This window comes from Enterobacter sp. 2VL (assembly GCF_005503595.1).
Taxonomy (GTDB): domain Bacteria; phylum Pseudomonadota; class Gammaproteobacteria; order Enterobacterales; family Enterobacteriaceae; genus Enterobacter; species Enterobacter cancerogenus.
The window spans coordinates 17,632-40,846 of the sequence record NZ_SCNE01000003.1; the positions used below are offsets into that span (position 1 = coordinate 17,632).

Sequence of the window (23,215 nt, forward strand, 5' to 3'; positions counted from 1 at the left end):
TATGAGGTACCCCGTAATGAAGACCAACAAAGAGTATAGCGACACCATCAAACGCGAAGTCGAAGTGGATGTCGATGCCCTGCTGGCCGCCATCAATGAGATCAGTGAGTCCGAAGTACGTCGTGCAGAGGATGATTCCGAAAGGGTGATGGTAAACGGGAGGGATTACCATACCTACCGCGAACTGGCCGAAGCCTTCGAGCTGGATATTCATGACTTTAGCGTGTCGGAAGCGAACCGCTAGGGCGAAAAAAATCCCGGTCATGGGGATGACCGGGATCAAACTTGCTTTTGCAAGAAGCACTTGAAAATTCGTTACACCAGGAAATCTGATGTGGGAGAAACACTATCCTTAACGTATTAGCATGACAAGGATATATTCTCATACGGAATATGCCATCACAGGGCTGTACATTTACGTTATGAGTGTACAACTAGCATGTTCCGTGGCTTGCACGGGATCGGTTCCAAAACAACGCACGCATTTTCAGAATTTTTTTAGGAAAATTCTTAGAGCGCCATCCACTTTTAATCAGGAGTAGTTATGATTTCACTGCAGGAGACGCTGGTCATCATCACCGATCTGGATGGAACACTCCTCGATATTCACACCTATGACTGGCAGCCTGCAAAGCCATGGCTCGAGACGCTGCGCGACCGTCAAATCCCCGTGGTTCTGTGCAGCAGCAAGACCGCCGCAGAGATGGCGAACATCCAGCGAGAGCTGGGTCTGGATGGCCTGCCGTTGATTGCCGAAAACGGCGCGGTTATTCAGCCTGACGTTCGCTGGGAAGACACCTCGCGAAGCCTCAGCGGAATGGCGCACCAGGACATTGCGCAGTGTCTTGCCCGGATACGTGCCAGCAGGCAATACAAATTCACGACGTTTGACGATGTGGATGTTCAGACCATTGGCGAATGGACGGGGCTTACCCGCCTTCGCGCCACCCTCGCCTGCAAGCATGAGGCGTCCGTGACCTTAATATGGCGCGACAGCGACGCACAGATGGCGCAATTTGAAGAAGAACTGGCCCAGCACGGCCTTAAGCTGGTGCAGGGGGCACGCTTCTGGCACGTCCTGGACGTTCGCTGCGGTAAAGACGTGGCGGCCCGCTGGCTGGTTGAGCAGTACCGCCAGCATGAGAATATCGAACCCACGACGTTAGGCCTCGGGGATGGCCCCAACGACGCCCCGCTGCTGGAAAACGTTGATTATGCGGTGGTCATTAAAGGCATCAACCGCCAGGGCATTACGCTTGTGAACGACTCGCCGGAGCGGGTTTATCATACGCAACACGCGGGCCCGGAAGGCTGGCGCGAGGGGCTGGATCACTTCTTGTCGTGATCCTGCCACACCACCTGATTGCGTCCGCGCTGTTTCGCCTGGTAAAGGCGCAGGTCGGCGATTGACTGCAGCTGATCAAAATTGTAGTTCCCCTTCTCGTGGGCGCAGCTCACGCCAAACGAGGCGCTGATGCGCAGCGTCGTACTCTTTTTCAACAGGATCTCTTTGCTGTCGATGCGCGAGCGAATGCGCTCGGCAATGGCGGCCGCTTGCGGAAGGGCAAGACCTGGCAGTACCACGCAGAACTCTTCTCCACCCACGCGCCCGGCGACGTCGCAGGGCCGCAACCCGCCCGCAATCAGCCCTGCGGCATGAGAGAGCACTTTATCCCCGGCCTGATGCCCGAAGCGGTCATTGATGTTCTTGAAGTGGTCAAGATCGATCTGGATAACCGAAAACGACCGGGACTGCGCCTGACACTCTCTGGCGAGCCTGTTGGCACGCTCAAACAGCGCTCCGCGGTTGTGGAGCCGGGTGAGCGGGTCATGCCAGGCCTGCCACTGCAATGAGTGCTGGAGGGTATACATGTTGCTGACCATCCGCCGGATAAGCAGCCAGGAGATCAGCAGCATGGCGCTGAACAACGCCCACAGGAGCGCCAGCACGATACTGATGCTGCCGAATTCGCCGCGCACGCCTTCATCAAGCGTGTGGACCCGCAGCATTACGCCGTCGAAATGTCCCAGCCTGACCCAGCTCACATAGCGGCTGCCCAGGCGCAGCCCCCCTTCCGTATCGCCCTCAATCGCCTTCGCAATCTGCGCAAGCTCGGCGGCGTCGAATTGATTAACGTTGGCTGATGAAAGCTCAGAGGAGGCAATCAGCGTAAGGCGGGTGTCGTACAGCTGATACTCCCCTTCCGTGCGGTCATCTACCGCCTCCATTAGCAAACGCCGCAGGGTTGCCTGGGTAAATTCCAGGGCAATGACGCCATACCAGTAGCGATCGTGATAGACCGGTACGCTGGCGGTGACGGTTGACTGTGGATCGACGGCTGACGGGGTCGACGCATAAAACCAGCGCACTGCGCCCGCGCGGTTTTCACGTTCGGACTGCCCGGTGAACCACGGCTGGGTCACGAACGCGTAATAACGTGAAATGGCGTCGGTGGTTTTCGCCGGTGCGTCGGTGGCGAGCCAGAATCCGGCGCGGGAAACGTACATCGCCCGCGTTTCCCGGCGGGACGAAGAGGAGGCCAGGCGCAGTAAATACCCGACCTCAAGCGCGGCCGAGATTTCATGGTTAAGCAACGCGTTATCCCGGTTCAGCAACGTGGTTTTTTCGACGAAAACGTCGGAGACGCCGTTCACGGGCAAGGTTCGGGATTTATCGACGGCCAGCTGCCAGAAGGGTTTTGTCCGCAGTGCGTTAAAGCGCGAAACGGCATCCTGCAGAACGCCAAACGCCAGCGGGGTACTCAGAGCCTCGTTCATGCTTTTGCGAAAAAAAAGCAGCTTATCCACGCTAAACTGCAGCTGCCGGTCCAGCGCATTCGCCACGATGTCCAGATGGTTTCGCTGGCTTGAGACATACGCCTCCTCCAGCACCACCACCTCACGCCACGTCAGCAGCGTAGAAAAGATCAGCACCACCAGAAAACAGACATTTACAATCAGGCCTGGATTGCTACGCGTGCGTAACCCGTGCAGAAAAGACCGTCTTACAACAAAGGTATCGCGTTGCACACACACTCCCTGATTGCCACTCTTTATCTACTACATTAAGCCCAGTAAAAACGCCCGGCCAGGCCGGGCGTTACGTGATCAAGCCTTATCGCGCTGCTGGCGTCGGTCACCGGGGAGAAGCTCGTCTTCACGAAACGCCTCCCGCTTAATGCCGTAACCATCATGCCATCGACACTCCACCATTCCGCTGGAATACCCGGTGACAATCATGCGTGGGCCGCCATTTTTAGGCTTAACTTCATCACTGACCAAAAAGACCATACCCGCCTCCTTATCAGGGTGAAACTGTTTCAATTTAGACGAGGACCGGCCTTTTTGCATCCTGACGCGCGTAACAATTAATGCGAGTTGCCGCGCACTTTGCCCACCATCTTAACCACAAGAACCACAGCGACGCCAATGATAAACCCGATAACCAGGTTAAGCAGCGTAGGCAGTATGGTTGCCACGAGTGCCCCCTGCGCTGACGCAAAATGCTCGATCGCATGATGCAACGGCGCAATGCCGTGGACCACGATCCCGCCGCCGACGAGGAACATCGCCAGGGTACCCACGATGGACAGGCTTTTCATCAGCCAGGGCGCAAGCACCAGCAGGCCTTTACCAATGCCTCTCGCGACCGCGCTCGACTTCTCTTCAAGCCAGTAGCCAATGTCATCCAGCTTAACGATAAGCCCCACCAGGCCATACACGCCCACCGTCACCAGGATGGCGATGCCGGACAGGATAAGCACCTGATTGAGCAGCGGCGCGTCGGAGACAATCCCGAGGGTGATCGCCACAATTTCCGCCGACAGAATAAAGTCGGTACGGATAGCGCCTTTAACCTTATCGCGCTCGAAGGTTTTCGGATCCTGCGCGGCCAGAGCCTCCAGACGCTGCTGGCGCACCTCCGGCGTGTCGTTCTCTTTACGCGATGCAAAAGAGTGCAGAATTTTTTCTGCCCCTTCGAAACAGAGAAAAGCCCCGCCAATCATCAGCAGCGGCGTGATCGCCCAGGGGATAAATGCGCTGATCAACAGCGCCAGCGGCACAAGAATAACCTTGTTGAGAAAAGACCCCTTCGCCACGCCCCATACGACGGGCAGCTCCCGGTTCGCCCTGACCCCACTGACCTGCTGGGCATTTAGCGATAAATCATCTCCCAGCACGCCGGCCGTCTTTTTCGCTGCCAGTTTTCCCATGACCGAAATGTCATCCAGCAAGGTGGCGATATCGTCCAGCAATGTTAATAAGCTACTTCCTGCCAAAATTTCTATCCTTCTTTTTTTGGTAATTAAGTAAATAGTATGGAGCAAAAGCGAAAACCCTGAAACAGGCACTTCAAGTCAACAATTATTTCACATCTATAACACAATTAAAGCGCTCGCCTGTGGGATAGTTTTGGCGTTTACTATGAGCGAACTTTTTATTTCGTCGTGAGGGATTATGCGTTTCCGGCACTTATTACCGCTCATTGGGGCGCTTTTTTCGCTGTATATCATCTGGGGTTCCACCTATTTTGTGATTCGAATTGGCGTCGAAAGCTGGCCACCGCTGCTGATGGCTGGCGTCCGTTTCCTGTCGGCTGGCGTTCTGCTGTTGGCCTTTCTGCTGCTGCGCGGCCACAAACTTCCACCGCTGCGCCCAATGCTCAACGCCGCCCTGATTGGCCTGCTGCTTCTGGCGGTGGGCAATGGGTTCGTCACCATTGCGGAACACCGTAACGTGCCCTCCGGCATTGCGGCGGTAGTTGTGGCGACCGTGCCGCTGTTTACGCTCTGCTTCAGCCGCCTGTTTGGCATTCGTACCCGCAAGCTGGAGTGGCTGGGCATTGCTATTGGGCTTGCCGGGATCGTGATGCTGAACAGCGGCGGCAATCTGAGCGGCAACCCATGGGGCGCGGTGATTATTCTGATCGGCTCGATGAGCTGGGCGTTTGGGTCCGTGTACGGCTCGCGCATTGCGCTGCCGACCGGGATGATGGCAGGGGCAATTGAGATGCTGGCGGCAGGCATTGTGCTGCTTATCGCCTCGCTGTTAACCGGCGAGAAGCTGACGACGATGCCGCCGCTTTCGGGCTTCCTTGCCGTGGGTTATCTGGCGCTTTTCGGCTCCATTATTGCGATCAACGCATATATGTTCCTGATCCGCAACGTCTCCCCCGCCGTCGCCACCAGCTATGCCTATGTGAACCCGGTGGTTGCGGTGCTGCTGGGAACCGGTTTTGGCGGCGAAACGCTGTCCACCATCGAGTGGCTGGCGCTTGGGGTGATTGTATTTGCCGTGGTGCTGGTGACGCTGGGCAAATACCTGCTGCCCGCTAAGCCGGTGGTCGTGGCGTGTGAGGGGGAGAAACCGTAAGCGGGCTGATCCCCTGGGTATCGATCTGCGCGGCCTGACCGCCGCCGCAGATCCACTCTTCCAGCCGTTCGCTCAGCTCCGCATCCTTCAGCTTTAACCTGCCGCGCAGCGCACACTCCCAGACCACCAATACCCGCCAGCCCTGCGCGATAAGCGCGGCGATATCGCGACGATCGCGCAACACGTTCTTGCCGATTTTATCCAGCCAGAAGTCAGTCCGCGTGGCCGGGACTTTAAACAGATAGCAGTCGTGGTGATGCCAGAAACAGCCGTGGGTAAAAATGATGCACGTGTAATCAGCGATAACGAAATCAGGACGCCCGGGAAGCGCCGCGTCCTGCACGCGAAAATCGAAGCCAGCCTCGGTCAGCAGGCCGGCCAGCCGTTTTTCAATGGCGGTATCACGCGTGCCGATGGCCCGCATGTTTTTACTGCGGGTGGCCTTATTGTGAACATCCGTCATTGACGGCCTCGCTCTGACGTCGCGCAACGGCCTGCTGAATACGAGGAAGCAGCAGCTTCGCGACCGCGGCAAACGCCGGGACGACCACTGAATTGCCGAACTGACGATAGGCCTGGGTGTCCGACACAGGAATGCGGAAACTGTAGCCCTGTGGCGTTTCAAACCCCATCAGACGCGCACATTCACGCGGGGTCAGGCGACGCGGGCGGTGCTGCTGGTTGATCGGATCGTCGAAATCTTTTTCACCCAGCGCTTTATCCCAACCTCTGTCGATAAGGATCTCGGCACCGTCTTTGTAATAGCGCGCCGATAACGTCCGGGTAACGCTGTGCGGATCGTTCGGATTCACCATGCCAAAACCAAAGCCGTTACCCTTGGCCTGATGTTTTTTGGCATAGCGGTACAAATATTTCCACAGCACCGGGGTCAGAATAAATTTTGCGTCCACGGCGGGTTCCAGCAGGTCCGCAATGGTGGGACGACGAGCCGGATAGAGGGCGGGAAGATTGCGCAGCGTGAAATCCCCCATCAGGTTGAGATCGCGGCGGAAGCCCACCAGCACAATACGCTCGCGGTGCTGCGGCAGGAAATGTTTGCCGTCGATAATTTTCGGGTCGTCGGCCCCCATGTCCTTCGAATCCGCCACGTCATAGCCCAGTTCGTCCAGGGTTTGCATGATGATGCGGAAGGTTTTCCCGCCGTCGTGGCTTTTCAAATTCTTGACGTTTTCCAGCACAAAAATAGCCGGGCGGCGGGCGTCAATAATGCGTACCACGTCGAAAAACAGCGTTCCCTGAGTATCACAGGCGAAACCGTGGGCGCGCCCCAGTGCGTTCTTTTTCGAGACCCCTGCCAAAGAAAAAGGCTGACACGGAAAGCCCGCCAGCAGCACATCGTGCGCCGGGATAGCCTGGCGAATATGGTGGGCGGCCTCTTCATCGGTCACGCCGCTTTTATGGCTCAGGGTGACGTCGCGGATATCCGCATTGAAATGATGTTCGTCGGGATCGCAATACCAGTTGGCTTTGTAGGTGCGCACCGCATGTTTATTCCACTCGCTGGTAAACACGCACTGGCCGCCAATCGCTTCAAAACCGTGGCGAATGCCGCCGATGCCCGCAAAGAGATCGATAAAGCGGAACGCATAGTTCGGGTGCGCGGCAGAGGGACGCGGGAGCAAATTTTGCAGGTAGCGGAACTCATCGTCGCTCAGGCGCTGGCCTGCCCGGTCGCTGATGAGCAGTCTTTTAACGATTGCCGGGCTCCAGTGGCTCCCGCCGTGGTTCTCCAGCTGGTTTGCCAGGGTTTTTGCATCATAGATATCCAGCAGCTGGCGCAGTAACGCCTGCACCGCTGCCGTTGATTTCTCAACCCGCTCGGGCGCGGGCTCAGTGACGAATTGATTTTCCTGCATTATTTTAACCGGACAATAAAGACGGGGAACAGATTACCACAGTTCAGGATCACAAACTGCGACGGAAGCGGTTCTGCACCTGGCGATCACGCCCCAGGCAATCACCCTGCAGTTCAGCGCTGAGTTTCGCCATAAAATCTATCAGGAAATCGGTGTTATGCCGCGCGAATTCGCGCCCGGCTGCGGTTTGCATTGTGTCAGGTAAACGGAGCAGCTTGGTCTGGAAGTGATCGAGCGCCCAGGCTTTGTCATCTAAGGTTCGGGCTTCGGCGAAAGGGTCCTCTGGATTAAAGAGTGCCGCGCCCAGCGCGCCGGAGACCGCAAAGACGCGCGCCAGGCCAATGGCTCCTAATGCTTCCAGCCGGTCAGCATCCTGAACGATTTTTGCCTCCAGGCTTTGCGGCGCAATCCCGGCGCTAAAGCTGTGCGCTTCGATAGCATGTTCCACGGCGGCGTAATGCTGCGCCGGGAAGTCCGGGAAATCGCGCTGCAGAATGTCCCGCGTTTTACGTGCCGCCAGCTGCGACGACTGACCGCGTTCAGGATGATTTTTCGGCAGGCTGACAATGTCATGAAAATAGCATGCGGTGAGGACCACCAGCGGATCGACCGGCTGGCCCGCCATCAGTTTTTGAGCCGTCATCCAGACGCGGCGAAAGTGCGATATATCATGGGCGGCGTCATCCGACGTGTGGTTTTTGGTCAGCCACGCTTCAAAGCGGCGCTGCCAGGGTGCAAGTTCCATGGTCTTATCCTTTTTTAAACGCTAACCATAGCAATTTTCCCTGCAACCATCACCCTTCCCTTACGAGATACACATTACCCCTTATCCATTTATTACCTGAAGGCGTATGGAATATATAAGCATCAAAAATTAAACATCCCGAATAATACAAAATAGAAATACTTAATAATAATTAGGCCTTATACAGCAAGGCAATGCATTCATATGAAAAATAAAGAGATAAATAGAAATATTTTGTAATATTTATACCAGATTAATTACATTTATTTTTGAACCAAAAAAACAATCCTTAGAATAGTATCGACCCTGTAATTGCGGAGAGTGATTACATATATTCATATAAATTATCTTTAAAGGGAATATATAATGAAAAGAAAAGTTCTGGCAATTCTGGTACCCGCCTTATTAATGGCAGGCGCAGCAAACGCGGCTGAAATGTACAACAAGAACGGCAACAAAGTTGACCTGTACGGCAAAGTCGACGCGCGTCATACCTTCTCTGATAACCCAGGCGATGACGGTGACGAAACCTACATCCAGGTGGGTTTCAAAGGCGAAACGCAGATCACTAACGACCTGACCGGTTACGGCCAGTGGGAATATAAGATCTTCGCCAACGACACCGAAGGTGCCAATAAATCTTTTAACCGTCTGGCGTACGCTGGCCTGAAATATGGCGAATACGGTTCATTCGACTATGGCCGTAATTATGGCGTGGTGTATGACGTTGAAGCCTGGACCGATATGCTGCCGGTATTCGGTGGTGATTCCTACACCTGGACCGACAACTTCATGGTTGGCCGTGCCAACGGCCTTGCAACCTACCGCAACAATGATTTCTTCGGTCTGGTTGAAGGTCTGAACTTTGCGCTGCAGTATCAGGGTGCGAACGAAGGCGCTAACGCTGAAGAAGACCAGGAAGGCACGAAAAATGGCCACAACGACGTTCGCTTCCAGAACGGCGACGGCTACGGCATGTCTACCTCTTATGATTTCGCGGGGGATCTCGAAGGCCTGAGCCTGGGCGCGGCCTACTCTTCTTCCGACCGTACCAACAAACAGGTAGGTTATGGCAACAGCAGAGAAAGCGTTGGTGTAGCTGCTGGCGAGCGTGCTGAAGCATGGACCGTTGGCGCGAAATACGACGCGAACAGCATCTATCTGGCCATGATGTATGCAGAAACCCGCAACATGACGCCATTCGGTGATTTCGGTATCGCGAACAAGACTCAGAACTTCGAAGCGGTAGCTCAGTACCAGTTCGACTTCGGCCTGCGTCCTTCTCTGGCGTGGGTTTACTCAAAAGGCAAAGACCTGGATGGTCAGGGCTTCAGCAAAGACCTGGTTAACTACGTTGACCTGGGCATGACCTACAGCTTCAATAAAAACTTCTCTACTTATGTTGACTACAAAATCAACCTGCTGGATGAAGACGAAGGCCTGTACAATGCATACAGCATTTCTACCGACGACATCGTTGGCGTTGGCATGACCTATCAGTTCTAATCCTGATAAATGATAAAGCCCGCGTATGCGGGCTTTTTTTGTTATGGCGCTTCCTGCAACGCCACCCGGATAAACCCGTTATTTTGCGCCAGCAGCTCGTGCGCCTGCCAGGCATCCAGCCCTGTCAGCACCATTAAGACCGCCGTTTTGCAATTCTGGTTACAGCCCTCCAGTGCCGCTTTCGCCACCGCCCGGGTGCAGCCCGCCGCCGCCATCACAATGGCGATTTGCCGCTCCGCCCATCGGGTATTTTTCGCCTCGATATCGACGCGCAGATTGCTGTAGACCCGCCCGGTACGAACGGCCAGCCCGGTCGTCACCTGATTGAGGATCATCTTTTGGGCAATTCCGGCTTTGGTATTGCCATACCCGGCCACCACGTCCGGACCCAGTTCAGGGGCGATCACCATGCTTGCCAGCTGCGCCGCTTCGCTTTGGGCGTCGCCCGTAATAACCGCGACAACAGCCCCCAGAGACCAGGCGTGGCGCATTGCCCCCCAAACCCAAGGCGTTTTGCCGCTGACGGTGAGAGCCAGCATCATGTCATGCTCGCCGAAGTTGATCGCCTGAAGATCGGCCACGCCCTGCTCGTAGCGGTTCGCCTCATCCCCCGCCGTGATGGCCAGGACAGGGTGTTTACCCGGCGCATACTCCGCCGCCGTCTGTTCCGCTATCCGCCCGGAAGGGCCTGCGCCCACGATCACCAGGCGTCCGCCATGGCTTAGCGTGGCGGCGGCGTTATCGACCACGCGGGCAATAAGAGGTAAAAAGGGAGTAATGGCTTGTGAGATGTGGGCATCATCCTGGTGAATGACGTTCAGCATGTCCAGCGTGGACAATCGGTCGATATTCATCGTGCTGGCGTGCCGTCTTTCCTTGACCGAACCGGTAAGCATAATGCTCATAAACAGCCTCCTTATTATGAGTTCCCACACACTATAAAGTGTTTTATATGGATGACCTGCGAGGAGGGTCACGAAAGCGGCGCAACGGCCAGATTTACACGGCTTTAAGAAATGCCCGTCATCGGTGATAATTACCCCCTTTCACGATCATCGCGGAGCGGTAATGAGCGATTTGCAGCAACTTTCTCCGGCGCGCAGGCGTCCGATGAAACTCTACACTCTGGTCACGCTCATGGTATGTGCCATCATCGGCTCCGTTCTGCTGCTGGTATTTGCGCTCTACTCCATGCAAATCACCCGCGCCACGCGAGACGATGTCAAAGATACCGCCCTCGGCATTGCGCGCACCTTTGCCGACAGCCCGGACGTCCGGCGCGGTTTAATGGCATCGCCTCAGGATAATATTATTCAGCCCATCGCGCAGGCCGTTACCCGGCGCAACGATCTGCTGTTCACCGTTGTTACCGATATGCGCGGTATCCGCTACTCGCACCCAAACGAAGCGCTGCTGGGGCTGCATTTTATTGGTGACGATCTGACACCCGCGCTGGAGGGGAAAGAGAACGTCTCCGTCAACCGGGGCGCGCTCGCCGAAGCGCTGCGCGTGTTTACCCCCGTCTACGATAGCCAGCACGATCAGATTGGCGTGGTGATCGTGGGGATCTCCCTGAAAAAGGTGGAAGATCAGATCACGCGCGGAAGGCTGAACGCGGTCTGGACGATCCTGTTCAGCATATTAATGAGTTCGCTGGCGATCTGGGGCCTGGTCCGGGTGCTGAAACGGATCCTGTTTGGGCTGGAGCCGTATGAAATTTCGGCCCTGTTTGAACAACGGCAGGCGATGCTTCAGTCGCTGCGCGAAGGGGTTATCGCGGTGGATACCCATGGTCGCGTGACGATGGTGAACCACGCCGCGCGAGAAATTTTGCTGTTGCCGTCGGGCCAACAGTCGGAGAATGCCAGCGAACCGCTGCTGGCAAGCCTGCGCGAGGTGGCGAAAACCGGCGTGGCGCGTCAGGATCGGGAGATCGGCTGCAACGGCAGGCTTCTGCTGTGTAACATGGTGCCGGTGAAAAGCCAGAACCGGGTTATCGGTGCGATCAGCACGTTCCGTGATAAAACAGAGGTCAGCCAGCTCATGCAGCGTATCGACGGCATGGTGAACTACGTGGACGCCCTGCGCGCCCATACCCATGAGTTTATGAACAAGCTGCACGTGATCCTGGGCCTGCTGCACATGAAACGCTATGACAAGCTGGAGGAGTATATCCTCCAGACCGCGAATAATTACCAGACCGATATCGGCGCGATCCAGCGCAAAATCAAATCACCGGTCATTGCGGGCTTCCTGTTTGGCAAAATCAATCGCGCCAAGGAGGCCGGGGTTACCCTGACGCTGGCCGAAGACTGTCACCTGCCCGATACGGCTAACGAAGAACAGGCCGCGGTGCTGGTCACCGTGCTCGGCAACCTGATTGAAAACGCGCTGGATGCCATGCACGATCAGCCAGAGGGCGAGATTGGCCTTTTATTGCACTATCAGGGCGGCTGGCTAAGCTGTGAAGTCAGCGACGACGGTCCCGGTATCGATCCCCTCCATCTGGAGGACGTTTTTACCAAAGGGTACTCAACGAAAGGTGAAAACCGCGGCGTTGGGCTATTCCTTGCACGCCAGCAGATCCAGAATCTGGGCGGTGACATTACCGTCGAGTCTGAGCCGGGCGTATTTACTCAATTTTTTGTTCACATCCCCTGGGATAGCGAGAGGAATATCGCGTGATAAATGTATTAATTGTCGATGATGACGCCATGGTAGCCGACCTCAACCGTTTGTATGTCAATCGTGTTGACGGGTTTAGCTGCTGCGGCGTCGCCTCCACGCTCAACCAGGCCGAGGCCATCATCAACAATCCCGACCAGCCTGTCGATCTGGTGCTGCTCGACGTCTATATGCAGCAGGATAACGGCCTGGATCTGCTGCCCGTGATCCGCGCGTCCGGCCGCCCGATTGACGTGATTATGATCTCTTCCGCGTCCGATGCCGCCACCATTCAGACCTCCATGCATTACGGCGTGGTCGATTACCTGATCAAACCGTTCCAGTTCCCGCGCTTTGAAGAGGCGTTGAACGGCTGGAAGGCGAAGCACAACCTGATGGGTTCACATCAGTACTATGAGCAGGCGGATGTGGACAGGCTGCTGCACGGCGGCGCGCCTGAGCTGGCGGACAGTAAAAAATTGCCGAAGGGGCTGACGCCGCAAACGCTGCGCACCATTTGCCAGTGGATTGACGAACATCCCGAGACGGAGTTCTCTACCGACGATCTGGCCAACGCGGTCAATATTTCCCGCGTGTCCTGCCGCAAGTATCTGATTTGGCTGGCGCAGATCAACATCCTGTTCACCAGTATTCATTACGGTGCGACCGGGCGTCCGGTTTATCGCTACCGTCTGCAACCCGAGCAGATCGGGCTGCTTAAACAGTATTGTCAGTAACGCGGTAGGCGTTATCCAGTAAGGTGAAGCGGAAGTGGTGCATCGACGAGATCACCACTTCTTTGCTTTTGGTCACAAAGATGGCCTCAATGTCCGGGCGCGCGCGCAGCGCCTCGCAGCCTTTTTCTGCGCCCATCCCGTATAACAGCGTGGTCCAGAGATCGCCATCCAGGGAATCTTTCGACACCACGGTGACGCTGTCCAGCGCGTTGTCCAGCGGGTAGCCGGTACGCGGGTCAAGAATGTGGTGATAGCGTTTGCCGTTTTGCTCAAAATAGCGTTCGTAAGTTCCTGAAGTCACCACTGATCGGTTCTCCACCACAATGGCACCAATCAGTGCATCGGTACTGAACGGTTTTTTCAGCCCCACGCTCCAGCCCCCCTCCGGCGAGCCGAGCGTCTGGATATTGCCGCCGAGGTTAATCAACCCCCGTTCAGCGCCCTCTCTTTGCAGATAATCACGCACCCGATCGGCAATGTAGCCCTTGGCAATGGCTCCCAGGTCGATCTCCATTCCGGCTTTGGTCAGAAATACGCTGGAGTCAGTTTCATCGAGCACCACCTCTTGCGGGCGGGTGATGGCCAGCAGCGCGGCAATATCATCGGCAGGCGGTACGCTGTCGCCCTTAAAGCCGATCTTCCAGCGCTTGACCAGGGGACCAATCGCGAGGTTGAACGCGCTGTTTTTCAGCAGGCTTGCCGCCCGCGCACAGCGGATCAGCTCAAACACCGGGCGGCTAACGGTAACCGGATGTTGGCCGGCAGCATGATTGATCGCCATCACCTCTGACTGAGCGCGGTTGACGGTAAACAGATCTTCATAGTGGCGGATCAGGCGAAAAACGCGGGAGGCGAGCGCTTCGTCATGGGAGAAGAGTTTCAGGAGGATGGGTGACCCCATCAGAACGGCGGAATAGCTGTAGACGCGATGGCCGTCGGGCATAACATGTCTCCTCGATGTCGCCCCGGCAAGCACCGCGCCGCCGGGGAAAATGCCGGATGGCGCTGCGCTTATCCGGCCTGCAACACAGATACCTTAGGCATTTTTCGCGCGCATCGCCGCCTGATGTCCGGCAAGGGTACCAAAAATAATGATATCTGCCACGGCGTTACCGCCGATACGGTTACCCCCGTGGATCCCGCCGACCACTTCACCCGCGGCAAACGCTCCCGGCAGCACGTTGTGGTGAGTATCCAGCACGCAGGTTTCGGTGTTAATGGTCACGCCGCCCATGGTGTGGTGCACACCCGGTGCAATCTGAATGGCGTAGAACGGCCCTTCGTTGATTGGCGCACGCAGCGCGGTGGTCCGGCCAAAATCATCGTCATGCTGTTTTTCGACAAAGCCGTTGTAACGCGCCAGCGTCGTCAGGAAGGCCTCGCAGTCCATTCCCAGCTTCTCGGCCAGCGCCTCAGGTGAGCTGGCGCTGGTGACAAAGCCTTTGGCGATATACTCATCCGCCGCTTTGTTTTTGGTGCGAACATGCTCGTCAAAGACGATGTAAGCGTATTTCTCCGGCAGGGCAATAATCTGCGCGGAGACTTTATCGCGGGTCTCCATTTCGTTGAAGAAGCGGTTACCCTGCTGGCTTACCAGAATCGCCCCGCCACCGCGAATGGATTCAGAAATCAGGTACGAGGTGTTCTGCTCAACGGTTGGGTGGATCTGAATTTCACCCATATCCACGGTGCCCGCGCCAATACGTTCCAGCAGGGCGATGCCGCCGCCGGTGGCCCCTTTATGGTTGGTGGTCACAAACCCGTCAAGGTCAGGACGGTATTTGACCACCATCTGGCTGTTGGCGCTAAAGCCACCGGTCGCCACAATGACGCTTTTCGCATCGACGGTGAAGGTTTCGTTCTCTTCGGTGGTCAGCCGTACGCCGGTCACTTCACCGTTTTCAAACAGGATGTCGCTGACGGAGGTGTCGAGCATCACGTCGATATTGCGTTTGTTGATATTGCGCACCAGGCCGCTGATCAGATAGCCCCCCACCGCGGAGCCGTCTTTTGGACGGTGGGTGCGGTCGATGCTCATCCCGCCGGTGGTAGTGATGTCGTTCAGCATGATACCGCGCGTTGCCAGCCATTCGATGGCCTCAGGCGCGTTCTCAACGAAGCGATGCAGCAGTTCCGGGTTGTTCTTGTTGCCGCCGCCTTTCAGGGTCTCCTTGTAGAACAGCGCTTTGCTGTCCTGGATCCCTTTTACACGCTGGAAGCGGGTTTCTGCCGCGTTCATCCCGGCGGAGGCTTTGATGGTATTACCGCCAATGGTCGGCATTTTCTCGACGATCAGCACGCTCGCGCCTTCATCGTGGGCCTGAATGGCCGCTGCCAGCCCCGCACCGCCGCTGCCGATCACAACAACATCAAAGGATTTGGTTTCGTTCGGGTCCGCCCCCTCCTCTGCCGCCAGCGCTTTACTGGATTTCAGCATCGCTTTGGAAACGGCTTTTTTCACCGCTTCGCTCTGGCTGGTCGCGCCGGTAATGGCATCGACGTGCGGGGTGTTAGCATCAAGGATGCGGGTGCGGATCTCTTCAAAGCTGGTAACAAACTCAACGTTGTCCTCCGGGCCGGAGGCCAGTTCGATATCGGCAATGCGGTCGGTCTCAAGGCTAACGTTGATTACCAGCTCGTTAGTGTCGTCCTGGACTTTCTCAACAAACGTGCCCGGTTTGAATTTGGATTCGCCCATGCTCATGTCGCGGATCATGGCTTCGACCAGCGAGAAACGCCACAGCGGTTCCGGGATGTTCAACGCTTCACGCTGTGTGCTGTCCATAAACAGCTCAAGGTTTTCGCCCGCGGCAATGCGGTCGGTCCAGTCCGGGTAGGCGATGGTCGCACGGCCTACGGCAATCAGATCGTAGCCGTGGTCCAGCGCTTCATTGACGTCAGACGCATTCACCACGCCACCCACGCCCATCACCGGCACCTGAGCCAGGGTGTCAGAGCGCATCGCGAGATATTTTTCGATAAGCGGCGTTGGGTCCTGGGTATCCACGATGGACGGACGCAGGGTTGCGCCGACGGAGAAGTGCAGGTAATCCACGCCGCGCGCCGCCAGTTTTTCCAGCAGGTACAGGGTGTCGTCGAAGCAGATCCCGGGCACTTCCATCTCTTCGGGTGAGAAACGGTAGCCAATGATGAAAGCATCGTCCGCGTACTGGCGCACCATTTTATGGGTGATGTCCAGCACCGCCAGCGGGAATCTGGCGCGCTTATCGCGGCTACCGCCCCACTCGTCGTCACGCTGGTTAGAGTTAGGGGAATAAAACTGTTGAATCAGGTAGGTGTTGGCACCGTGGATCTCGACGCCGTCAAAGCCGGCCTGAATCGCGCGACGCACCGCGTCGCCAAACTTAACGATCATCCCTTCCACTTCTTCGGTGGTCAGGGCAACCGGCGTTGCGGCCCCCTCACGCGGCGCGGCAACTGCGCTCGGCCCAACCGGCGTGCGGCCACCAATCAGCTTCGGGTCGACCATGCGGCCGCCGTGGTAGATCTGCAGTAACGCTTTGGAACCTTTGGATTTGATGGCCTCCGCAATTTTTGCCAGCCCGGCAATTTTTTCGTCGTTATCGATACCAATCGCGCCGGGGAAAGCGAGGCCCAGATCGTCGACAAAACAGCACTCAACGATGATTGTGCCGATGCTTCCTGACCGCGCCCGGTAGTACTCCACCAGCTCGCTGGTCACGGAACCATCGTAATAGCCGGTGCAGGTGGTCATTGGCGCCATTAACAAACGGTTTTTCAGTTCGGTACCATTCGGTAAAGTGAAAGGACTCAACATGCGTTCGTTAGTGTTCATAATAAAAACTCCAAACTTGAGAAATTAAGAATTCGTTATCGGGCGTAGTTTTATTTCGTTTTTTATGCCGATGTCATAATACTAATATAAAGATTTTTTTAGTTACTAAAGCTATTACGTTAGTTAAAAAACTATTTAATCCCTGAAATAACATTCGTAATACATTGGTGTTAGTAACATTGTTTCAGCCATTCACAATTATTTAAAACATGTTAAGCTACAAATGGCCTTACCATTACCCCAATATCAATAAAAATACATTAAAATCAATAATATAAAACCATACCACACATAATATAGTTATCAATATGATAAATCGATTCTCAAAAAACCATAATACCCACATAAGCCGGAGTGGTTATTTTAAAAAGTTTAAAAATACTCCCTCAATTCTATTTATTTGATCGCGATCAATAGAATTGGACTCTAAAGGCGCAATATATAAATATCATCATTTTTTAATTTAGCGCATTCAGAAATGCGTTAAATCGCTATTACTGAATAGACAAACCGCACCTTAAATAACTAAAAAAAGCGAACCACGAAAAGAATGCGGAAGTGTGTATTCACCCTGAGCCGAATTTTTTACAACTTAAGACGTGACACTATGAATACAAAAACTGCTGTAACGCCTCCTGCGGCGAGTAAAGCATCTGACGGAAAGGCAAAACGTCTGCTGATGATGGCGCTGCCGATCGTGGTCGCCATACTTCTGCTGTTTGTTCCCGTCCCTGACGGGTTGCCTCCTTATGCCTGGCACTACTTCGCCATCTTCGTCGGCGTGATTGTCGGGTTAATCTTCGAGCCCCTGCCGGGCGCGGTCATTGGCCTGACTGGCGTAGTGGCGATTGCGCTCTGCAGCCAGTGGGTACTGTTCAGTCCGGAACAGCTGGCGGACCCGAAATTCAAACTGGCGGGTGCCTCCTTTAAGTGGGCGGTGAGCGGGTTTGGCAACTCTACCGTGTGGCTGATTTTCGGTGCCTTTATGTTCGCCGCGGGCTACGACAAAACCCGCTTTGGCCGCCGTCTGGCGCTGATTCTGGTTAAGTATCTTGGCCGCCGCAGCCTGACGCTCGGTTACGCCATTACCTTCGCAGACCTGCTGCTGGCCCCGTTCACGCCGTCCAATACCGCGCGCAGCGGCGGGACCATCTACCCGATTATCGCCAACCTGCCACCGCTGTACGGTTCAAAACCAAACGACCCGAGCGCGCGCAAGATCGGCTCGTACCTGATGTGGGTTGCCATTACTGCGGCCTGTATCACCAGTTCCATGTTCCTTTCCGCGCTGGCACCCAACCTGCTGGCGCTGGCCCTGGTGAAAAGTACGGTGGGTATTGATATCTCCTGGGGGACCTGGTTCCTCGCCTTCCTGCCGCTGGGTATCCTGCTGATCCTGACCATGCCGCTGCTGGCCTACTGGTTCTACCCGCCAGAAGTGAAAGTGAACAACGAAGTGCCGCTGTGGGCGACCCGTGAACTGGAAAAACTGGGCAAACTGTCGCGCAACGAAATCCTGCTGCTGGTGTTCGTCTGCTGTGCGCTGATGATGTGGATCTTCGCGGCGGCGTGGATTGAACCGGCCATGGCGGCTCTGTTAATCGTCGGCCTGATGCTATGGACGGGCGTGCTGGAGTGGAACGACATCACCGGCAACAAAGCGGCATGGAACACCTTCGTCTGGTTCGCTACCCTGGTGGCGCTGGCAGATGGCCTCTCCTCTACCGGCTTTATCAGCTGGCTGGGCAAAGAAGGCGGCATGCTGATGAGCGGTATTTCACCGGGCGTGGCGACCATTGTTCTGCTGCTGGCGTTCTACCTGCTGCACTATCTGTTTGCCAGCACCACCGCGCACACCACGGCGCTGCTGCCTGCAATGCTGACTATCGCCTCCACCATCCCGGGCATGAATATGGAAGTGTTTGTCCTGCTGATGGTCACCTCCCTGGGCGTGATGGGGATCATTACCCCTTACGGTACGGGTCCAAGCCCGATTTACTACGGTAGCGGCTACCTGCCAACCAAAGACTACTGGCGTCTGGGCACCATCTTCGGCGCCATCTTCCTGGCGGCCCTGCTGCTGATTGGCTATCCGTGGATGTCCATGATGTTCTAAGAACAATGCCCGGTGGCGCAAGCTTACCGGGCCTACCCGTTCTCATCATGCTTTGATGTTGTAGGCCTGATAAGCGAAGCGCCATCAGTCAAAAACAGATTTTGGAGTTGAGTATGTCGAATAAGCCCTTTGTGTACCAAAACCCCTTCCCGCTGTCTCACGACGACACCGAATACTATCTGCTGACCAAAGAGTATGTCTCCGTGGCCGACTTTGAGGGTCAGGAGATCCTGAAAGTTGAGCCGCAGGCGCTTACGCTGCTGGCGCAACACGCCTTCCACGATGCCGCGTTCATGCTGCGTCCGTCGCACCAGCGGCAGGTCGCGGCCATTCTTAACGACCCTGAGGCCAGCGAAAACGACAAATACGTCGCCCTGCAGTTCCTGCGCAATTCTGAAATCGCGGCCAAAGGCGTGCTGCCAACCTGTCAGGACACCGGCACCGCCATCATCATGGGGAAAAAAGGCCAGCGCGTGTGGACCGGAGGCGGCGATGAAGCCGCGCTGAGCCAGGGCGTTTACAACACCTACATCGAGGACAACCTGCGCTATTCCCAGAACGCGGCGCTGGATATGTATCAGGAGGTCAACACCGGCACTAACCTGCCAGCGCAGATCGATCTGTATAGCGTCGATGGCGACGAGTATAAATTCCTGTGCATGGCGAAAGGCGGCGGTTCAGCCAACAAAACCTACCTTTATCAGGAAACCAAGGCGCTGATTACCCCGGCAAAGCTGAAAAACTACCTGGTTGAGAAAATGCGGACCCTGGGTACGGCGGCCTGCCCGCCTTACCACATCGCGTTCGTGATTGGCGGCACGTCGGCGGAAAGTACGCTGAAAACCGTAAAACTGGCCTCAACCCGCTACTACGACGGTCTGCCTGTCGAAGGGAACGCGCACGGTCAGGCGTTCCGCGACGTGCAGCTTGAACAGGAACTGCTTCAGGAAGCCCAGAACCTCGGCCTCGGCGCGCAGTTCGGCGGGAAATACTTCGCCCACGATATCCGCGTGATCCGCCTGCCGCGCCACGGCGCATCCTGCCCGATCGGCATGGGCGTTTCCTGCTCGGCGGATCGCAACATCAAGGCGAAAATCAACCGCGACGGGATTTGGATCGAGAAGCTGGAACATAATCCGGGCCAGTATATTCCTGAATCGCTGCGCCAGCAGGGTGAAGGCGACGTGGTCAGCATCGATCTGAACAAGCCGATGGCTGAGATCCTCGCGCAGCTCTCGGCTCACCCGGTTTCAACCCGCCTGTCGCTGAGCGGCACCATTATTGTGGCGCGCGACATCGCCCACGCGAAGCTGAAAGAGCTGCTCGACAACGGTGAAGAACTGCCGCAGTACGTGAAAGATCACCCGATCTACTACGCGGGCCCGGCCAAAACGCCGGAAGGCTACGCGTCAGGCTCGCTTGGACCAACGACCGCAGGCCGTATGGACTCGTATGTGGATTTACTGCAATCCCACGGTGCGAGCATGATCATGCTCGCAAAAGGCAACCGCAGCCAGCAGGTGACGGATGCCTGCCACCAGCACGGCGGATTCTATCTGGGCAGCATCGGCGGCCCGGCGGCGGTGCTGGCGCAAAACAGCATCAAGAGCCTGGAGTGCGTGGCGTATCCTGAACTGGGTATGGAGGCTATCTGGAAAATTGAGGTCGAGAACTTCCCGGCGTTTATCCTTGTGGATGACAAAGGCAACGACTTCTTCCAGCAGATCCAGAACAAACAGTGCAAAGGTTGTTCACAGCGCTGAGCATAATGCCGGGTAGCGCCGCGCTTACCCGGCCTGGCGCATGCTTTTTTGCCACAGCGTCGGCAGCAGCGACAGCGTACGATCGATAGTCCCGCGCTTGTCGCTGCCCGGTTTCCAGATGGTGACCATCGTCTGGCTGATTCCCTGGCTGCCCACTTCGGTGTGCAGCCTTTTGACGTTTTTCCACTGCGTCGCCTGCAGGTGCGTCGGCAAAAATCCCCAGCCGCATCCCTGCTCCAGCAGGCCGCGAAGCATCTCCAGCTCGTTGGTAAAAATCGTATGCCCGGAGATTTGCAGGCGACGTGCAACCGGTTCGTCAGAGGCGTCGTGCATCACGATCTGCGGCACCAGAGAGAGGTCAAGCAGCGAAAGCGGCGGCGTGGCCGACGCAAAACGCCCCTTCGAGGCATAAAAATCCATATCGATTGCGCCCAGTGCGCGCCACTCCATGTCACTGCCCACGCTGCGGTTGCGCGCCTGGCAGATCCCCAGATCGGCCTGGCCGCTGGCCAGCATCGCCTCGGCCTCGTCCCGCGAGGCACTCTTCAGGCTCAACCGGACGTTTTGCCCGGCCATCACGTCTATCAGTGCCTGCAAAAACGCCCTGGGCGTAAAGGGATCGTAGACGAGGGAAATTTCCTGCGTGGCGCTTTCAGGCACCTCTTTCGCAAAGGCCTCAAAGGCCTTTACCTGGCGCATCAGCAGGTGCGCCTGCCGTCGGAGCTGCTCCCCTTCCGGGGTTAACCGCAGCGTGCGCCCTTCCCGCTCGAAGAGCGCGTAGCCCAGCCCATCTTCGAGAAAATCAATCAGATCGCGCAGGGTCGTCCGGTCTTTACCCAGTTTGCCCGCCGCCTTCATCAGGCTCCCGTGCTCCGCCACGGCGGTGAACGCCTCCAGCTGAGCAAAGGAATAGAGTAACGTCGCCACGTTGCATCCTTATCATAAATACGGGGGATTTTCCCCCATTACGCGCTTTTTATTATAGGCCGCAGGTTCTTAAACTGAAGGCATTCTTAACCCATACGAGAAAACCATGAAAAATAAATCGTTAAATTTCACACTGCTCGCGGGCCTTGTCTTCACCAGCCTGCTCTCTCCTGTCGCCATGGCGGCCTGTGAAGGCACCGACCTGGCGACCTGTCCGGCTCCGTTTGATGCAAAACTGCCCGACACGCACAGCATGCTCACCTGGAGCCAAAGCGATCGCGTTGTCGGCTTTCGCAATGACTACCGCAACTACGCGGGCGACGTGTTCCGTCACGGTAATGCCACCCCGCTGCTGGCCGCAGAAAAACCGCTGAAAGACGCCAGCTATCAGGTTAATGGCAAAACCTACAATCTTCAGGATTACCTTAAGCGCCAGAACGTCAGCGGTATGCTGGTGCTGAAAGACGGCAAAGTGGCCTGGAAGTATCTGGGTGAAGGCAATACCGACTCCACGCTCTGGACGTCTCGTTCTGTAGGGAAATCGGTCGTTTCGGCGCTGGTAGGCGTGGCGATTAAAGAAGGCAAGATCCACTCGCTCGACGATCTTGTTACGCAGTACGAACCGGATTTAAAAGGCACCGCCTGGGACGGCGTGACGTTAAAACAGCTGATCACCCATACCTCCGGCGTGGCGTGGAACGAGGATTACACCAACCCGAAATCGGATTTCGCCCAGCTCACCGAGTGCGAAGCCAAACCTGGCACCTATGACTGCGTGCGTAAGCTGGTCTCCGGTTTACATCGTGAACACCCTGCCGGGGAAAACTGGTCTTACTCATCCGGCGGCGCATGGCTGCTGGGGGATGTCCTTGAGCGCGCCACCGGCATGACGCTGGCGGCGTACCTCGAGAAAAGCATCTGGCAGCCATACGGCATGGCGAGCGACGGCGTGTGGCACGCCTACAGTAAGGGCCAGCACGACGTCGGCGCGCATGGCTTTAACGCCACGCTGGAAGACTGGGGTCGCTTCGGGGAGTTTATCCTGCACAACGGCACCCTGCCAGACGGCAAACAGATCCTGCCGGACAACTGGGTTCAGCACTCGTCCGACTGGACGCACGCGAAAGGCTCGGTATCTGACGCCCATCCAGACGGTCTTTACGGCTACCAGTGGTGGAACAATGAGGTTCCCGCCAATGCCCAACACGTCAGCCCTGCGGTTCAGGATTCACTGAAAGGCTCTCTGTGGGCGCTGGGGATCTTCGGTCAGATGATCATGGTGAACCCAACGGAGAATCTGGTGATCGTTCAATGGTCAACCTGGCCGCAGGCGGAACCGTCGTTCAGCGCGCAGCCGCTTGAGGCATCCCTGATGTTCAGTGCGATTGCCAACGCATTGCGGTAAGCCAGGGTAAAAAGCCAGGCATCGCCTGGCTTTTGTCTTCTTTGCTACCAATGTCGCCTCTGCGCGATGTCACAAAACAGCATTATCAGTGGCGCGCCCAAATTGGTGAATAAAAAATCAATTAATTGTTAAGTTACTGTTACAACAATCCCTGCCGATCGGCTCTTCACCATTGATGCGTTAAATGCATCAGTCCTTGTATTAATTGCGCTTATAAATTTGGGGTAGTTGATCCAGTTTTCAGAAACAGACGAGCAAAACGTCAACAATAAACTGGAGATAACC

19 protein-coding genes are annotated in these 23,215 nt (G+C 56.1%); 9 read left to right on the forward strand and 10 right to left on the reverse strand.

Features of this window, described 5'->3' with window-relative positions:
- The first annotated feature begins 16 nt into the window (after positions 1-16).
- On the forward strand, positions 17-244 hold the full coding sequence (gene yodD / locus FFS28_RS08375; RefSeq protein ID WP_042320145.1) for a YodD family peroxide/acid resistance protein: 228 nt from the start codon (positions 17-19) through the stop codon (positions 242-244).
- 300 nt (positions 245-544) lie between these two features.
- The gene (locus FFS28_RS08380) at positions 545-1,345 is read left to right on the forward strand and encodes a mannosyl-3-phosphoglycerate phosphatase-related protein (protein ID WP_137849282.1); all 801 of its coding nucleotides are present in this window, start codon (positions 545-547) and stop codon (positions 1,343-1,345) included.
- Here the strand turns inward: FFS28_RS08380 and dgcQ are convergent.
- The 3 genes from dgcQ to FFS28_RS08395 all read right to left on the reverse strand — a co-directional run bounded on the left by dgcQ (position 1,330) and on the right by FFS28_RS08395 (position 4,280).
- Positions 1,330-3,030 (reverse strand): cellulose biosynthesis regulator diguanylate cyclase DgcQ, encoded by a 1,701-nt coding sequence (gene dgcQ, locus FFS28_RS08385; RefSeq protein WP_137849283.1) that lies wholly within the window; start codon positions 3,028-3,030, stop codon positions 1,330-1,332. The genes FFS28_RS08380 and dgcQ overlap by 16 nt on opposite strands.
- A 78-nt stretch (positions 3,031-3,108) precedes the next feature.
- A complete protein-coding gene (locus FFS28_RS08390; protein WP_042320149.1) occupies positions 3,109-3,291 on the reverse strand; it encodes a YodC family protein in 183 nt (60 codons plus the stop codon).
- 77 nt (positions 3,292-3,368) lie between these two features.
- Positions 3,369-4,280: a DUF808 domain-containing protein gene (locus FFS28_RS08395; RefSeq protein WP_137849284.1), complete on the reverse strand. Its 912-nt coding sequence runs from the start codon at positions 4,278-4,280 to the stop codon at positions 3,369-3,371.
- Positions 4,281-4,458: 178 nt separating this feature from the next.
- Here FFS28_RS08395 and yedA point away from each other — a divergent pair, with 178 nt between their 5' ends.
- Positions 4,459-5,373 carry a drug/metabolite exporter YedA gene (gene yedA / locus FFS28_RS08400; protein WP_137849285.1) on the forward strand — a complete coding sequence of 305 codons (915 nt, stop codon included), beginning with the start codon at positions 4,459-4,461 and terminating at the stop codon, positions 5,371-5,373.
- Here yedA and FFS28_RS08405 read toward each other — a convergent pair.
- From FFS28_RS08405 to FFS28_RS08415, 3 genes are read right to left on the reverse strand one after another with little or no spacing between them, the layout of a single operon-like run.
- Positions 5,333-5,836 carry a very short patch repair endonuclease gene (locus FFS28_RS08405; protein ID WP_137849286.1) on the reverse strand — a complete coding sequence of 168 codons (504 nt, stop codon included), beginning with the start codon at positions 5,834-5,836 and terminating at the stop codon, positions 5,333-5,335. The genes yedA and FFS28_RS08405 overlap by 41 nt on opposite strands.
- Positions 5,817-7,250: a DNA cytosine methyltransferase gene (locus FFS28_RS08410; protein ID WP_006176229.1), complete on the reverse strand. Its 1,434-nt coding sequence runs from the start codon at positions 7,248-7,250 to the stop codon at positions 5,817-5,819. The genes FFS28_RS08405 and FFS28_RS08410 overlap by 20 nt, the downstream gene beginning before the upstream one ends.
- Before the next feature lie 49 nt (positions 7,251-7,299).
- Complete coding sequence (locus FFS28_RS08415; RefSeq protein WP_137849287.1) at positions 7,300-7,995, reverse strand: phosphohydrolase; 696 nt, start codon at positions 7,993-7,995, stop codon at positions 7,300-7,302.
- A gap of 366 nt (positions 7,996-8,361) precedes the next feature.
- Between FFS28_RS08415 and ompC the strand changes: the two genes are divergently transcribed.
- Positions 8,362-9,501: a porin OmpC gene (ompC, locus tag FFS28_RS08420; protein WP_137849288.1), complete on the forward strand. Its 1,140-nt coding sequence runs from the start codon at positions 8,362-8,364 to the stop codon at positions 9,499-9,501.
- 41 nt (positions 9,502-9,542) lie between these two features.
- Here the strand turns inward: ompC and FFS28_RS08425 are convergent, their stop codons facing one another.
- Complete coding sequence (locus tag FFS28_RS08425; protein ID WP_137849289.1) at positions 9,543-10,406, reverse strand: N-acetylmuramic acid 6-phosphate etherase; 864 nt, start codon at positions 10,404-10,406, stop codon at positions 9,543-9,545.
- A gap of 163 nt (positions 10,407-10,569) precedes the next feature.
- Here FFS28_RS08425 and FFS28_RS08430 point away from each other — a divergent pair, with 163 nt between their 5' ends.
- Positions 10,570-12,186: a sensor histidine kinase gene (locus tag FFS28_RS08430; protein ID WP_137849290.1), complete on the forward strand. Its 1,617-nt coding sequence runs from the start codon at positions 10,570-10,572 to the stop codon at positions 12,184-12,186.
- Positions 12,183-12,902 (forward strand): two-component system response regulator DcuR, encoded by a 720-nt coding sequence (gene dcuR / locus FFS28_RS08435; protein WP_102890543.1) that lies wholly within the window; start codon positions 12,183-12,185, stop codon positions 12,900-12,902. Before FFS28_RS08430 ends, dcuR begins: the two co-directional genes overlap by 4 nt.
- Here dcuR and FFS28_RS08440 read toward each other — a convergent pair.
- The gene (locus FFS28_RS08440; protein ID WP_137849291.1) at positions 12,883-13,845 is read right to left on the reverse strand and encodes an FAD:protein FMN transferase; all 963 of its coding nucleotides are present in this window, start codon (positions 13,843-13,845) and stop codon (positions 12,883-12,885) included. The two genes, dcuR and FFS28_RS08440, sit on opposite strands and share 20 nt — an antisense overlap.
- 93 nt (positions 13,846-13,938) lie before the next feature.
- Entirely contained in the window at positions 13,939-16,719 is a 2,781-nt protein-coding gene (locus FFS28_RS08445) for a flavocytochrome c (protein WP_137849292.1), read from the reverse strand.
- Between the two features lie 607 nt (positions 16,720-17,326).
- Between FFS28_RS08445 and FFS28_RS08450 the strand changes: the two genes are divergently transcribed.
- Together FFS28_RS08450 and fumA are read left to right on the forward strand one after the other, a co-directional pair.
- Complete coding sequence (locus tag FFS28_RS08450) at positions 17,327-18,835, forward strand: anion permease (RefSeq protein WP_072208862.1); 1,509 nt, start codon at positions 17,327-17,329, stop codon at positions 18,833-18,835.
- 113 nt (positions 18,836-18,948) lie between these two features.
- Positions 18,949-20,598: a class I fumarate hydratase FumA gene (gene fumA, locus FFS28_RS08455; RefSeq protein ID WP_137849293.1), complete on the forward strand. Its 1,650-nt coding sequence runs from the start codon at positions 18,949-18,951 to the stop codon at positions 20,596-20,598.
- 24 nt (positions 20,599-20,622) lie between these two features.
- Here fumA and FFS28_RS08460 read toward each other — a convergent pair whose 3' ends face one another.
- Positions 20,623-21,525 carry a LysR family transcriptional regulator gene (locus FFS28_RS08460; protein WP_137849294.1) on the reverse strand — a complete coding sequence of 301 codons (903 nt, stop codon included), beginning with the start codon at positions 21,523-21,525 and terminating at the stop codon, positions 20,623-20,625.
- 106 nt (positions 21,526-21,631) lie between these two features.
- Between FFS28_RS08460 and FFS28_RS08465 the strand changes: the two genes are divergently transcribed.
- Positions 21,632-22,930, forward strand: a complete 1,299-nt coding sequence (locus FFS28_RS08465) for a serine hydrolase domain-containing protein (protein WP_006176240.1) — start codon at positions 21,632-21,634, stop codon at positions 22,928-22,930.
- Positions 22,931-23,215 lie beyond the last annotated feature (285 nt).